14 protein-coding genes are annotated in these 12,654 nt (G+C 69.0%); 6 read left to right on the top strand and 8 right to left on the bottom strand.

What is annotated here, in order from left to right; translation table 11 throughout:
• The first annotated feature begins 174 nt into the window (after nucleotides 1-174).
• On the top strand, nucleotides 175-1,743 hold the full coding sequence (locus FV218_RS19870) for a GMC family oxidoreductase (protein WP_147711226.1): 1,569 nt from the start codon (nucleotides 175-177) through the stop codon (nucleotides 1,741-1,743).
• Nucleotides 1,744-1,908: 165 nt separating this feature from the next.
• Nucleotides 1,909-3,006: an S-methyl-5-thioribose-1-phosphate isomerase gene (mtnA, locus tag FV218_RS19865; protein WP_147711225.1), complete on the top strand. Its 1,098-nt coding sequence runs from the start codon at nucleotides 1,909-1,911 to the stop codon at nucleotides 3,004-3,006.
• A gap of 552 nt (nucleotides 3,007-3,558) precedes the next feature.
• Here the strand turns inward: mtnA and FV218_RS19860 are convergent.
• From FV218_RS19860 to FV218_RS19825, 8 genes are all read right to left on the bottom strand, one after another.
• Nucleotides 3,559-3,759: an antitoxin MazE-like protein gene (locus tag FV218_RS19860; RefSeq protein WP_147711224.1), complete on the bottom strand. Its 201-nt coding sequence runs from the start codon at nucleotides 3,757-3,759 to the stop codon at nucleotides 3,559-3,561.
• Nucleotides 3,760-3,846: 87 nt separating this feature from the next.
• Nucleotides 3,847-4,842, bottom strand: a complete 996-nt coding sequence (locus tag FV218_RS19855; RefSeq protein ID WP_147711223.1) for a MaoC family dehydratase — start codon at nucleotides 4,840-4,842, stop codon at nucleotides 3,847-3,849.
• An 8-nt stretch (nucleotides 4,843-4,850) separates the two neighbouring features.
• Complete coding sequence (ychF, locus tag FV218_RS19850) at nucleotides 4,851-5,948, bottom strand: redox-regulated ATPase YchF (protein ID WP_147711222.1); 1,098 nt, start codon at nucleotides 5,946-5,948, stop codon at nucleotides 4,851-4,853.
• Nucleotides 5,949-5,968: 20 nt separating this feature from the next.
• The gene (locus FV218_RS19845) at nucleotides 5,969-6,418 is read right to left on the bottom strand and encodes a PIN domain-containing protein (RefSeq protein ID WP_147711221.1); all 450 of its coding nucleotides are present in this window, start codon (nucleotides 6,416-6,418) and stop codon (nucleotides 5,969-5,971) included.
• Nucleotides 6,408-6,641, bottom strand: a complete 234-nt coding sequence (locus tag FV218_RS19840; RefSeq protein ID WP_056093838.1) for a hypothetical protein — start codon at nucleotides 6,639-6,641, stop codon at nucleotides 6,408-6,410. The genes FV218_RS19845 and FV218_RS19840 overlap by 11 nt, the downstream gene beginning before the upstream one ends.
• Before the next feature lie 59 nt (nucleotides 6,642-6,700).
• Nucleotides 6,701-7,327, bottom strand: a complete 627-nt coding sequence (gene pth / locus FV218_RS19835; RefSeq protein WP_147711220.1) for an aminoacyl-tRNA hydrolase — start codon at nucleotides 7,325-7,327, stop codon at nucleotides 6,701-6,703.
• A 102-nt stretch (nucleotides 7,328-7,429) separates the two neighbouring features.
• Nucleotides 7,430-8,116: a 50S ribosomal protein L25/general stress protein Ctc gene (locus FV218_RS19830; protein ID WP_056093847.1), complete on the bottom strand. Its 687-nt coding sequence runs from the start codon at nucleotides 8,114-8,116 to the stop codon at nucleotides 7,430-7,432.
• A gap of 172 nt (nucleotides 8,117-8,288) precedes the next feature.
• Nucleotides 8,289-8,777 (bottom strand): pilus assembly protein N-terminal domain-containing protein, encoded by a 489-nt coding sequence (locus FV218_RS19825; protein WP_147711219.1) that lies wholly within the window; start codon nucleotides 8,775-8,777, stop codon nucleotides 8,289-8,291.
• Nucleotides 8,778-9,170: 393 nt separating this feature from the next.
• Between FV218_RS19825 and FV218_RS19820 the strand changes: the two genes are divergently transcribed.
• The 4 genes from FV218_RS19820 (at nucleotide 9,171) to FV218_RS19805 (ending at nucleotide 12,612) form a co-directional block, all read left to right on the top strand.
• Entirely contained in the window at nucleotides 9,171-9,344 is a 174-nt protein-coding gene (locus FV218_RS19820; protein ID WP_056093851.1) for a Flp family type IVb pilin, read from the top strand.
• Between the two features lie 250 nt (nucleotides 9,345-9,594).
• The gene (locus tag FV218_RS19815) at nucleotides 9,595-10,113 is read left to right on the top strand and encodes a prepilin peptidase (RefSeq protein WP_056093853.1); all 519 of its coding nucleotides are present in this window, start codon (nucleotides 9,595-9,597) and stop codon (nucleotides 10,111-10,113) included.
• Nucleotides 10,114-10,255: 142 nt separating this feature from the next.
• Nucleotides 10,256-11,059 carry a Flp pilus assembly protein CpaB gene (gene cpaB, locus FV218_RS19810; protein WP_056093856.1) on the top strand — a complete coding sequence of 268 codons (804 nt, stop codon included), beginning with the start codon at nucleotides 10,256-10,258 and terminating at the stop codon, nucleotides 11,057-11,059.
• 35 nt (nucleotides 11,060-11,094) lie between these two features.
• The gene (locus FV218_RS19805) at nucleotides 11,095-12,612 is read left to right on the top strand and encodes a type II and III secretion system protein family protein (protein ID WP_056093858.1); all 1,518 of its coding nucleotides are present in this window, start codon (nucleotides 11,095-11,097) and stop codon (nucleotides 12,610-12,612) included.
• Nucleotides 12,613-12,654: the final 42 nt, after the last annotated feature.

Raw genomic sequence — 12,654 nt, 5'->3', positions numbered from 1 at the left:
GGCCTCGTCCGGTCGGTGCGGCGCTGGGCGCGCCACGCCCTGTCCAACGTCTCGCCGCCGGAGCGGTTGCGCCACCTCGCGCCTCCGTGTGCAATGCAGCGCGGAACGGGCCAGAGGGGCTTACGTTGGCCGTTTCGAACACCCGCTCCCGATGCCGCTCCGGCAAGGCTCCCCATGTCCCAGGATCGTTACGACGTCATCGTCATCGGCAGCGGTCCCGGCGGCGGCTCGCTGACGGCGCGTCTCGCCCGAACCGGCAAGCGCATCCTGCTCCTGGAGCGCGGCGACTACCTGCCCCGCTCGCAGGCGAACTGGAGTGCCAAGACCGTGTTCGTCGACGGCGCCTACCAGGCCAAGGAGACATGGTACGGCGGAGACGGGCGCAGCTTCAGCCCGGCCCTGCACTACTATGTCGGGGGCAACTCGAAGGTCTACGGCGCGGCCCTGCTGCGGATGCGCGAGCGCGACTTCGAGGCCGTGCGCCACGTCGACGGCGTCTCCCCCGCCTGGCCCCTGGGCTATGACGCGTTCGAGCCCTACTACACGCAAGCCGAGCGCCTGTTCGCCGTCCATGGCAGCCGGGGCGAGGACCCCACCGAGCCGTGGGCGAGCGCGCCCTACGACCATCCCGCCGTCTCCCACGAGCCGCGCATCCAGCAGCTCTCGGACGATTGGGCGAAGCACGGCCTCCACCCGTTCCACCTGCCGCTGGGCATCAAGCTCGACGAGCGGAACGGCCGCCCGACGCCGACGAGCACCTGCATCCGCTGCGACGCCTTCGACGGGTTCCCCTGCCTCCTCAACGGCAAGGCCGACGCCCAGGTAATGACCGTCGACCCGACCCTCGCCGCCCACGACAACGTCACCCTCCTGGTCAACGCCTACGTCTCGCGCCTCGAGACGGATGCGTCGGGGCGCCGGGTGACCTCCGTCCACGTCACCCGCGACGGCGAAGAGGAGCGCTATAGCGCCGACATCGTCGTGGTGGCGTGCGGGGCCCTGTCCTCGGCCCTGCTGCTCCTGCGCTCCCATTCCGATGCGCATCCGAACGGCCTCGCCAACGGCTCGGATCAGGTCGGGCGCAACTACATGCGCCACAACATGTCGGTGCTGATGGCCCTGTCCAAGGAGCCCAACGACACGGTCTTCCAGAAGACGTTGGCGGTGTCGGACTACTACTTCGAATCGAAGGCCTGGGAGTATCCCATGGGCCTGATCCAGATGTGCGCCAAGACGCAGCCGGACCAGATCCGCGGCGAGGAATTCCCGAAATGGACCGGTTTCCTGCCCGACGCGCCATTCGAGATGGTGGCGCGCCATTCCATGGATTTCTGGCTGCAGAGCGAGGACCTGCCGCATTCCGACAACCGGGTCAGCCTCGACCGCGACGGCCGCGTGATCCTCGACGTCAAGGAGACCAACCGCGCGGCCCACGACCGCCTGCGCGACACCCTGGAGGGCCTGCTGCAGCCGGCCGGCGCCTACACCTACCTGTTCGAACGCTCGCTCTACCTCGGCAAGAACATCCCGCTCAGCGGCACCGCGCACCAGTCCGGCACCCTGCGCTTCGGCACCGATCCGCGATCCTCGGTGCTCGACCTCGACTGCCGGGCCCACGAGGTCGACAACCTCTACGTCACCGACGCGAGCTTCTTTCCCTCGATCAGTGCGGTGAACCCCACCCTCACCATCGTGGCGAACGCCCTGAGGGTGGCGGCGCACCTGGAGGAGCGCTTGGGCTGAAGCTTGGACGCGCCCGCGTCCCGGGCGGCACTTCGCAGCGACGGACCCGATGCGGGGCTCGACGGACAGGCACCGCGGCGTCGTTCGCCGCCCGGCTGGCCTCGCCGAGGCGTTCTGACGTAAAGGCTCGGGTGACCTCGGCCCCTCCCCGCTCGGACGCGTTTCATGAAGATCGACGGCCAGCCCTACCGCACCATCTTCCCCGATGCCGACGGCGTCTCCGTGCGGGTCATCGACCAGACCCGCCTGCCCTTCGCGTTCGAGCTGAAGCGGCTCGGCTCCATGCACGAGGCCGGCACCGCCATCCGCACCATGGTGGTGCGCGGCGCGCCCCTCATCGGCGTCGCGGCGGCCTACGGCCTGGCCATGGGCTTGAGGGAGGATTCCTCGGATGCCGGCATCGAGCGGGCGGTGGAGTTCTTGGCCGACACCCGTCCCACGGCGATCAACCTGCGCTGGGCCCTCGACCGGGTCGCGGCCAAGCTCCGCACCGTCCCGGACGTCGAGCGCGCCGCCTTCGCCTTCGCCGAGGCCGGGCGCATCGCCGAGGAAGATGTCGAGAGCTGCCACGCCATCGGGGTGCACGGCGCGAAACTCCTCGCCGACCTCCACGCCGGGACGGGCCGGACCGTCAACGTCCTGACCCATTGCAACGCCGGCTGGCTCGCCACCGTCGATTGGGGCACGGCCCTCGCGCCCATCTACGTCGCCCACGATGCCGGCGTGCCGGTCCACGTCTTCGTCGACGAGACCCGGCCGCGCAACCAGGGCGCGGCCCTCACCGCCTTCGAGCTCAACGCCCACGGCGTGCCGCACACGGTCATCGCCGACAATGCCGGCGGCCACCTCATGCAGCACGGCCGCATCGACCTCTGCCTCGTTGGCTCCGACCGCACCACGGCGTCCGGCGACGTCTGCAACAAGATCGGCACCTATCTGAAGGCGCTTGCCGCGTCCGACAACCGGGTGCCGTTCTACGCCGCCCTGCCGTTCTCGACCATCGACTGGACCCTCGACGACGGCGTGGCGCAGATCCCCATCGAGGAGCGCGACGGCCGCGAGGTCTCGCACCTCACCGGCCGCCTGCCCGACGGTGCCTTCGCCACCATCGAGGTGGTCTCGCCCGGCAGCCCCGTGGCGAACCCGGCCTTCGACGTGACCCCGGCCCGGCTGGTGACAGGCATCATCACCGAGCGGGGGGTGGCGACGGCGAGCGCGGACGGGTTGCTGTCGCTGTACCCGGAGCGACGGGCGGCGGCGTAACTCTTCGAGCGCACCGGCTTTCGCTCCGTGTTTCAGAGTTTCCGGTGCGCATCCCGTCTCCCCGCTTGGCTAGGGAGAGGGGCGCGTCTCACCCCAGTCGGGGAGCGCGTCGAGGCGGCAGCCGAAGGTGAGGGGGCGCGTCCGGAGCCTCTTCCGGAATCGCCCCTTCACCTTCGCTGCGGCTCCGCCTTCGCTCGCCGCAAGCATGACGGGGTGCCTGCGGCCCTCTCCCCGCAGGCGGGGCTACAGCATTCACACATCTCGCGGGCAGCACGGGTCCCCTCTCCTGGAAGGAGAGGGACAGGGTGAGGTGTGTGGATTCTCCGGAGAGTTCGCACACCTCACCCCAACCCTCTCCTTCCAGGAGAGGGGGCCTGTCGCGCTCGATGCCGGCTCATTGTGGCTCTCGATATCAGCCGCCGGGCGGATGTGTGAATCCGGTAGGCAGGCGGGGAGAGGGGGATGCGCGCAGACGCTCTGTACGATGGGGCAAGGGCCCGCGCTCATTGTCGTGCCTGGCGGTAGGAGGGCCTGGCCAAACGCCACCGCGCTTCACGCATCATCCCCGCGTGATACCGCGTCGATGAAGTCCTGATCGTCGTTGGACTGGGCACGCGCCGCAACGGCGGCGGACTGCCGATGGGCTTCGGCGGCGAAGGACACTGCATTCGGGTCGGGGACCCGGATGCGCAAACTGTCATGGCGCTCCCGGATCGTCTCCGTGGGACGTTCGGTCTTCGACGGAGCGCTCAAGATCGATCTCCTTCGGTCACACCTGAATGTGCGATGTCGCGTCCCGAGTGCCAAGGCGCGCGCTGAGATACGGCGCAGGCCGATGGATCAGTGCGCCAGCTCCCACTGCCAGAACACCGACCCGGTGAACTCGAAAACCTTCGCGCCGTGCTGGTTCACGGCCTCGTTGTGGTGGGTGGCGACGCCCCAGCCGGGGCGCGAGGTCGATTGGCGCTTCTCGGTGAGGGCGCAGGTGTAGCGCAGGGTGTCGCCGGCATAGACCGGGGCGAGCCAGCGCAGGTCGCGGAACCCCGGCGAGGGCCCGAGCTGCGGCACGGGTCCGGAGGCCGCCGTCAGGGCGATGTCGCGCTGGCGGGTGATGTGGAGGCGCTTCATCCACACGGCCGCCGTGTGCCAGCCCGAGGCGCACAGGGCCCCGAAATGGCTCGTTCGCGCGGCCTCCGCGTCGAGGTGGAAGCTCTGGGGATCGTAGGCGCGGGCGAAGGCGGTGATGCCCTCGGCGGTGAAGACGTGGCGGCCGAGGTCGCGCGGGGTGCCGATGACGGCGTCCTTGAGGAACAGCAGGCGTTCGGCGTCGGTGCCCTCGGTGACGGGCACGGGATGGCTGAGGTCGACGGCGCGGGGCGGCAGGGGCGCCGCGTCCCGGCGCGGGAACATCACCGAGAAGGCCTGGCTCATCACCGCCTCGTCGCGGCCGTTGAGCAGGGTCATGGCGAAGCGCACGAAGCCGCGATCGGGCTTCGTGTTCGAGGCCCGGCAACTCTCGACCTTCACGGAAATGCGCAGGGTGTCGCCCGGCACCACCGGGCGCAGCCAGCGCAGCTGCATCACGCCCGGCGAACCCATGGAGGTGGCGCCCCGGAACACGTCCTTCTGCAGAAGACGCATGCCGAAGCCGGCGCTCTGCCACCCCGAGCCGATGAGGTGGCCGACGAAGGTCGCCTCCGCCGCCGCCTCGTCGAGGTGGAACGGCTGCGGGTCGAACTCGGCCGCGAAGGCGACGAGCTCGTCCCGCGTCACCGTGATCGGGCCGCCCTCGATGACGGAGCCGGGGGAAAAGTCCTCGAAGGCGATGCCGGTCATGGGCGCACTCAGTTGGCGAAGCGGAAATGCAGCACGTCGCCGTCCTGGACCACGTAGTCCTTGCCCTCGAGGCGGAACTTGCCGGCCTCCTTGGCGCCGCTCTCGCCCTTGAGCGCCGTGTAGTCGGCGAACGCGATGGTCTCGGCCCGGATGAAGCCCTTTTCGAAATCCGTGTGGATCACGCCGGCGGCGGCGGGTGCGCGGGTGCCCTTCTCGATGGTCCAGGCGCGGGCCTCCTTCGGGCCCACCGTGAAGTAGGTGATGAGGCCCAGAAGCTCGTAGCCGGCGCGGATGACGCGGTTGAGGCCGGGTTCGGCCAGCCCCACGGCCTCGAGGAAATCGCCCTGGTCGGCCTGCGGCATCACGGCGATCTCGCTCTCGATCTTGGCCGAGACCACCACGGCCTTGGCGCCCTCGGCCTTGGCCTGGGCCATCACCGCCTCCGAATAGGCGTTGCCCTTGTCGGCGTCGCCCTCGTCGACGTTGCAGACGTAGAGGACGGGTTTGGCCGTCATCAGGCCGAGGGTCTGGAACAGGGCCTCCTCCTCGGGCTTGCGGGGCACGAGGCGGGCCGGCTTGCCCTCGCGCAGGAGCGGCAGGGCGCGGTTGACGAGGTCGAGGACCTCCTTCGCCTCCTTGTCGGCGCCCTTGGCCTTCTTCTCGAGGGCGAACAGGCGCTTCTCCAGGCTGTCGAGGTCGGCGAGCATCAGCTCGGTCTCGATGGTCTCGATATCGGCCTTGGGATCGACCTTGCCTTCCACGTGGGTGACGTCGCCGTCGGTGAAGCACCGCACCACGTGGGCGATGGCGTCGACCTCGCGGATGTTGGCGAGGAACTGGTTGCCGAGGCCCTCGCCCTTCGAGGCGCCGCGCACCAGCCCGGCGATGTCGACGAAGGTCAGCCGCGTCGGGATGATCTCCTTCGAGGCGGCGATCTTCGCCAGATCGTCGAGGCGCGCATCCGGCACCGCCACCTCGCCGACATTCGGCTCGATGGTGCAGAACGGGTAGTTCGCCGCCTGCGCCGCCGCCGTCTGCGTCAGCGCGTTGAAGAGGGTCGACTTGCCGACGTTCGGCAGGCCGACGATACCGCATTTGAAGCCCATGGGTCTGTCCTAATGCTCGCCTAATGCTCGGTCATGACGGCCTCGGGGCCGACGGTGAAAGGGTTGAGGATGGTCGTTCCGCGGACCGTCCTGCCGTGCTGGTAATCCTCCGACAGGAGGTAGCGGCACCCGGCTCGGATCGCGGCGGCGAGGATCACGCAGTCCCACCATTGGAAGGTGGTCTCCTTCCGGATCTTCCACGCCTGCGCGATGAGGTCGAGATCGGTGGCGCCGTGCGAGAAGGGTTGAAGGGCGGCGGTCATGCGCTGCATCTCTCCCTCGTCCAGGCCGACCTTGCCCCGCAGGATGGCGTTGTGGAGTTCGCCGAGAATCTGCGGACTGACGATCAGGGCGTCGCGATGCGCGAGCGCCGCGAGCCAATGCGCGGCCGCCCTCTGCTTGTCGGGATAACGATCGTCGCGGGCGTAGAGGAGGACGTTCGTATCGACGAAGACCAGCTCAGTCGTCATCGTAGAGCTGCGCCGTCGTCGGGGCCTTCCCGTTCTCGTCCAGCACGTGAAGCGGCGGCCCGGCCAGGAAGAGGTCGAGCGCCTCGCGCTGGGTCAGCGGCCGGCCCACCCGCTGCTCCACGGCCTCGGCGACGAATTTCGACAGGCTCTTGCCGTCCCGCGCGGCCGCGACCCGCGCCCGCTGCAACAGCGCCTCGCTCATGGTCACGGTCACGTTCTTCATCGCTGCCTCCGCATCGCCCCCGATATCGTGTCCCCGTGTTTTCGTGTCAATTCTCGAACTCAACCGGGCTTGCCCGACCCGGCCCCCTCGCCGACGCCCTTGACGTCGTCCCAGCCGCGCCCCGCCATGGCGAGGTGGACCTTGTTCTGGAAGCTCGCATCCTCGCCGGCCGCGAGCAGCGCGATGTGGTCGGCGATGGCGCGGTCGAGGTCGTCGACCCAGGCGCCCTCGCCCTTGCCGAAATCATTGAGCACGTAGGCGTGGACCAGGGCCTTGTCGCCCGGATGGCCGATGCCGAGGCGGACCCGGCGATAGTCGTTGCCGCACTGGGCCGTGATCGAGCGCAGGCCGTTATGCCCGGCATTGCCGCCGCCGAGCTTCACCCGGAGCTTGGCCGGGGCGAGGTCGAGCTCGTCGTGGAGCACGATGACGTCGGCGAGGGGGATCTTGTAGAAGCGCTGCGCTTCCGCGACCGAACGGCCGGACTCGTTCATGAAGGTCTGGGGCTTCAGGAGGATCGCGCGCTCGGGCCCCAGGGCCACCTCGGCGATCTCGCCCTGGAACTTCTTCCGCCACGGCCCGGCGCGGTGCACGCGCGCGATCTCGTCGACGGCCAGGAAACCGATGTTGTGGCGGTTGCGGGCGTAGCGGGAGCCGGGATTGCCGAGGCCGACGATCAGGCGCATGGCGCGAATGTTCCTGCCGGAAGGGGGGCCTGGAAACGGGAATGCCCCGGCCTGACGGCCGGGGCATCCTCAGGGACGTGAAACCGGGGGGTGCCCCGGGTCTCAGTCCTCCTTCTTCTCGTCCTCGGCGGCCTCGGCGGCCTCCTCGATCTTCTCGTCGGCGGCTTCGGCCGACTGGGCCTCGGCGATGGCGGCCTCCTCGGCCTCCACCTCGGCGCCGAGCACCGTCGGCGGCACGACGTTGGCGACGGTGGCATCCGGCTCGCCCGTGAAGGTGGCGCCCGCGGGCAGCTTCACGTCGGCGATGTGGATGATGTCGCCGATCTCGCGACCGGTCAGATCGACCTCGATGGCCTCGGGGATCGCGTCGGGGGCGACCTCGAGGGCGAGGGTGTGGAGCACGATGTTGAGGGTGCCGCCGCGCTGCTTGATGCCGGGGGCCGCCTCGTCGTTGATGAAGTGCACCGGCACCTCGACGGTGATGGACTGGCCGGCGACGACGCGCAGGAAGTCGACGTGCAGCGGCACGCCGTTCACCGGGTCGAGCTGGAAGTCGCGGGGAATCGCGCGGGTCTTCTTGCCGCCGGCGTTGATCTCGAACAGCGTGGTCTTGAACCCGCCGGCGTAGATCAGGGTGCGGGTGCGGATGAGGTCGATGGCGATGGCCTGCGGGGCCTGGCCGCCGCCGTAGATGACGGCGGGAACTTGGCCCTGGCGACGAACGGCCCGGGCGGCCCCCTTGCCGACCCGGTCGCGTGCCACGGCCTCAAGCGTCTTGACTGCGCTCATGGCGTGATCCTTCAAACGTTGAAAACAAGCCGGGGAACAACGAAAGGCCGCCCGAAACGGACGGCCACACCGAACCCCGATTCGCGCCCGTGCCTCCAAGGGTGTCTGGCGGGCGCGGGTTGCCTATAGCCTGCGGGACACCCTGCGGCAACCCGGCGCGAGGCCCCTCCCCCTACTTCCCCCCCACCGCCATGGCGCGGCGGGACTCGGCCTGGCCGCTGACCTCGCCGAAGTAGCGGCTCGAATCGCCGAGCTGCACCGAGGGCTGGCAGTTCGGCGTGCACGAGTAGGATTCGCGATCGAGGCCGCGCTGCACCGTCACGACGGCGGCCTGGGGCGCCTGAACCCGGATGGTCGATTCGGCCAGCATGTTGCCGCCCCGGTCGAGGGCGATGAGGTTGGTGGAGCCGAAGCTCTTGCCCGTGAGGATGAGGACGCCGTTCTTCTGCAGGGCCACGTCGGCGATGATCGGATTGCCGACGATCACCGTCTGGGTGGTCTCGGGCAGGCGGATCACCTTGGCGTTGTCCACCGTCACGGCGACGATGGTGGAGGCCTCCTGGGCCGTGGCCGGCACGGCGGTCCCGCCGAGCACGAACGCGGCGAGGAGCAGGCCCGCGGCTCCGGCGGCGTTCCGGGATAGTGCTTTGCGCTCGTCCATGGGGGGATCACTCGTGGCTGCGGACCCGCGCGGGCTGGGACGGCGGTCAACCGCCTTCGTCGAACTGACCGGGACCCAAGCACGACAATGGTAAACGGCGCCCTAAGTCCCGGCTCCGGACCACCCGCCGCTCCCGCGACGATCGGGGCAGGAGCCGGCGGCGGCCGGAGCGTCATCGGACACCGGCGAGACGACGGCGGGCCGCCCCCGGAAGAGCCTGACCTTCACGTTGCTTTTACCATGGGAAAATTGCCTCAAATGCCGCCGCGTTTCAGCGGCGCGTTTAACCCAATTGCAATGTGGCCCCGGCAATCTCCGTCCTGTCGCCGGACGGAACAAGTTGATCCTCGACGGCACCGCTTTTCCACCTGGTCGAACGAAGGATCCAAGACCATGACGAACCTCTTCAAGCGCTTCGCCTCCGATGAGTCCGGCGCCACCGCCATCGAGTACGGCCTGATTGCCTCGCTCATCGCCGTTGCGATCATCGCCGCGTTGGGTAGCGTGTCGACGTCGCTTAAGAACTCGTTCACGAACATCGCTGGCAAGCTGGATGCAGCGCGTTAATTGCCGTAATTTGCTTGGCGATTGCGCTAAAACCGTCAATCGAGACATGGATTTTAACTTCCGTGGCATCAAGCAAAGATTTTGAAGGGTTTGCTGGGGGCGTGACGACCGGTCACGCCTCCTGCCTTTGTCGTTTGCCGCCATGCGGAGGCTTTTACATACCTTTCGCAGCACCACCGTGGCCCTCAAATTTTGAGAACTGGCGGTGATGAACCGTTCTCTAAAACATCCTTAGCTCGGAAGCTTCACCATGGCCGCCGCGAGTGTTCTCATCGTCTTCCCGTTTCTGATGGTCTACGCCGCTGTCAACGATCTGCTGACGATGCTGATCCCGAACCGGATCACCCTCGCCCTCGTCATCGGCTTCGCCGTCGTCGCGGCGAGCTTCGGGTTGGGATGGACCGAGGTGGCGTCCCATGCGGGGGCCGGTGCCCTGGTTCTCGCCATCACCTTCACCCTGTTCGCCCTCGGGCATATCGGCGGCGGCGACGCCAAGCTTGCCGCGGGCACCGCCCTGTGGATCGGCTTCGATCACCTCCTCGACTACCTCACCCTCGCGGCCCTGGCCGGCGGAATCCTCACCCTGGCGATCCTGGCCCTGCGCGCGCAGCCCCTGCCCATGTTCATCGGGCCGGCCCTGCCCCGGTTGCCGTTCCTGCTGCACCTCCACGACACCCGCACGGGCGTGCCCTACGGCATCGCCCTCGCCTTCGCGGCCGTGCTGGTCCTGCCCGAGACGGCGATCTGGTCGCGGGCCCTCAGCCTGTGATGCGACGGCGGAGTCGATGCACCCTCGCCACCGGCAGGGCGAGGCGCGCAATTCGTCAGAAAGTCTTAACCCTAATTTGAGGAATCCGGGGGCATCCTGATCGGGCGCGGCGCTCTGCCGCCCCACAGGTTCATCCCCGGCAATGAAACCCGCCCGCCTTGCCGTCCTCGCCATCGCCCTGGTCACCGGCGGCCTCGCCGCCTTCCTGATGAGCGGCGACGACAAACCCCCGGCCCCCGTGGTCGAGGCCGCCCTGCCGCCGCCGGCCCTGCCGACCACCGACGTCCTCGTGGCCGCCGCCGAGCTGCCCATGGGGCAGAGCCTCCAGGTGGCGGACCTGCGCTGGCAGGCCTGGCCCGATCAGGCGGTCACGGCCGGCTACATCACCCGCACAAATCGGCCCAAGGGCCTGGAAGACATCGCGGGCTCCATCGCCCGGTCGGCCTTCCTCTCGGGCGAACCGATCCGGCCCGAAAAGCTCGCCCGCTCGGACGGCGGCTTCATGGCCGCCATCCTGCCCTCCGGCATGCGGGCGGTGGCCATCGTCACCGACACCCGCGGATCGAGCTCCGCCGGCGGCTTCATCCTGCCCAACGATCACGTCGATCTCATCCGGACCTTCCGCGACGAGGAGGCCATGCAGGCGGGCGCGACCGAAACCCAGATCTCGGAGACCGTCCTGACGGATATCCGCGTGCTGGCCGTCGGTCAGATCGTGCAGGAGAAGAACGGCGCCAACGTCGTCACCGGCGAGACCGCGACCCTGGCCCTCACCCCGGCGCAGGCCGAGATCGTGACCCTGGCCCAGAAGGTCGGCCAGCTCTCCCTGTCCCTGCGCAGCCTCGCGGATGCCGGGCGGGGCACGGACCCGGCGCCCGAGGCCCGGGCCGATGCGGGCGTGACGGTGGTCCGCTTCGGCGTCTCCAAGCAACAGTCGCGGCGCTGATGGCTCCGGCGAACGCGATGACAGGGGTTTCATCCATGACCATCCGATCCCGGAGCGGCGCCCGCCACCTGCCCGCTCTCCTCAGTGTGGGCGCCTGCCTCCTCGCCGGTCCCGCCGCGGCCCGGCCCATGGCCGAGCTCGCCCCCGCGCCGGTCCTCGCCGTCGGCTCGAACGAAGCGGCGACCTCGCGCAAGATCGAGCTGACCATGGGCCGCTCCATCGTCATCGACCTGCCGCGCGACGCCAAGGAGGTGTTCGTCGCCAACCCGAAGGTCGCCAACGCCGTCGTGCGCTCGACCCGCAAGGTCTTCGTCATCGGCATGGAGGACGGGGCGACCTCGATCTTCATCATGGACGGCGAGGGCCGCCAGATCACCGCCCTCGACGTCACCGTGGCCCGCGACCTCCAGCTCGGCGCGCTGCGCCAGATCCTGAGCCAGAGCATCGCGGGCGCCCGGTTCGACATCCGCACGGCGGGCAGCTCGATCATCCTGTCGGGCAGCGTCGCCTCGGCGGCGGAGGCCTCCCAGGCCATCGACATCGCCAACGCCTTCGTCGGCCAGTCCGGGTCGGCCGGGGCGGGCGGCGCGGCGATGGGCGCCGCCGCCGGCAGCACCCCGACCCGCGGCACCGTGATCAACAACATCACCATCCGGGGCCGCGACCAGGTGATGCTGCGCGTCACCGTGGTGGAGGTGTCGCGCACGGTACTGAAGCAGTTCGGCATCAACATGAGCGGCAACTGGTCGGGGTTGAACCTCGTCAACAACGCGCCGTTCGCCCTGAACGGTAGCGCCTTCCCGAACGGCAACGTTCTGAGCGGCACCGTTTCTGGTACGGGTGGCGCGAGCCTCACGGCAACACTCCGGGCCTTCGAGCAAGCGGGCGTCTCTCGGGTGCTCGCCGAACCAACCCTCACGGCGATTTCCGGCGAATCGGCGAAGTTCACCGCGGGCGGACAGATTCCGGTCCCGGCCAACCTGTCATGCGTGCAGAATGTTGGCGTTCAAACCTGCACGCCGTCCATCTCGTTCAAGCCTTACGGCGTCAGCCTCACGTTCACTCCCGTGGTGCTTGCCGAGAACCGGATCTCCGTCCGTGTCGGTACCGACGTGACCGAGATTGACCAGACGAACGCGATCAACCTTGGCCAGGGTGGCACCAGCTTTCCCGTCCCGGGCTTCACCGTGCGCAGCTCGGAGACCACCGTCGAGCTCGCCTCCGGCGCCAGCATGATGACCGCCGGCCTGATCCAGCAGCGCAACAAGGCCACCATCTCGGGCCTGCCCGGCCTGATCAACCTGCCGATCATCGGCGCCCTGTTCCGGTCGCGCGACTACCAGCGCCAGGAGACGGAGCTGATGATCATGGTCACGCCTTACATCGCCAAGCCCATGGAGGCGCGCCAGCCCGCGCGGCCCGACGACGGCTTCGTCGATGCCCAGGACGCGCAGGGCATCCTGCTCGGCCGCCTGAACCGCCTCTACGGCGTCGCCGGCGCCAGCCCCCTCGGCCCGGCCTATCGCGGCCGCGTCGGCTTCATCACCGACTGAGCCTGCGCGTCCGACGCAAGCCCGCCCGACACAGACCCGGCC

Origin of the sequence: Methylobacterium sp. WL69 (assembly GCF_008039485.1) — a bacterium.
Taxonomy (GTDB): Bacteria; Pseudomonadota; Alphaproteobacteria; order Rhizobiales; family Beijerinckiaceae; genus Methylobacterium.
The sequence above is the reverse complement of the archived record's forward strand: the minus strand, read 5'-3'. Positions and strand labels throughout refer to the sequence as shown.

What these genes read in the sequence shown, in the direction of transcription:
- FV218_RS19815 (WP_056093853.1), top strand. Translation starts at nt 9,595, where the DNA reads ATGGCCGCCGCGAGTGTTCTCATCGTCTTCCCGTTTCTGATGGTCTAC.
- cpaB (WP_056093856.1), top strand. Translation starts at nt 10,256, where the DNA reads ATGAAACCCGCCCGCCTTGCCGTCCTCGCCATCGCCCTGGTCACCGGC.
- FV218_RS19855 (WP_147711223.1), bottom strand. Translation starts at nt 4,842, where the DNA reads ATGACCGGCATCGCCTTCGAGGACTTTTCCCCCGGCTCCGTCATCGAG.
- FV218_RS19825 (WP_147711219.1), bottom strand. Translation starts at nt 8,777, where the DNA reads ATGGACGAGCGCAAAGCACTATCCCGGAACGCCGCCGGAGCCGCGGGC.
- FV218_RS19845 (WP_147711221.1), bottom strand. Translation starts at nt 6,418, where the DNA reads ATGACGACTGAGCTGGTCTTCGTCGATACGAACGTCCTCCTCTACGCC.
- FV218_RS19820 (WP_056093851.1), top strand. Translation starts at nt 9,171, where the DNA reads ATGACGAACCTCTTCAAGCGCTTCGCCTCCGATGAGTCCGGCGCCACC.
- FV218_RS19870 (WP_147711226.1), top strand. Translation starts at nt 175, where the DNA reads ATGTCCCAGGATCGTTACGACGTCATCGTCATCGGCAGCGGTCCCGGC.
- FV218_RS19805 (WP_056093858.1), top strand. Translation starts at nt 11,095, where the DNA reads ATGACCATCCGATCCCGGAGCGGCGCCCGCCACCTGCCCGCTCTCCTC.
- FV218_RS19840 (WP_056093838.1), bottom strand. Translation starts at nt 6,641, where the DNA reads ATGAAGAACGTGACCGTGACCATGAGCGAGGCGCTGTTGCAGCGGGCG.
- ychF (WP_147711222.1), bottom strand. Translation starts at nt 5,948, where the DNA reads ATGGGCTTCAAATGCGGTATCGTCGGCCTGCCGAACGTCGGCAAGTCG.
- mtnA (WP_147711225.1), top strand. Translation starts at nt 1,909, where the DNA reads ATGAAGATCGACGGCCAGCCCTACCGCACCATCTTCCCCGATGCCGAC.
- pth (WP_147711220.1), bottom strand. Translation starts at nt 7,327, where the DNA reads ATGCGCCTGATCGTCGGCCTCGGCAATCCCGGCTCCCGCTACGCCCGC.
- FV218_RS19830 (WP_056093847.1), bottom strand. Translation starts at nt 8,116, where the DNA reads ATGAGCGCAGTCAAGACGCTTGAGGCCGTGGCACGCGACCGGGTCGGC.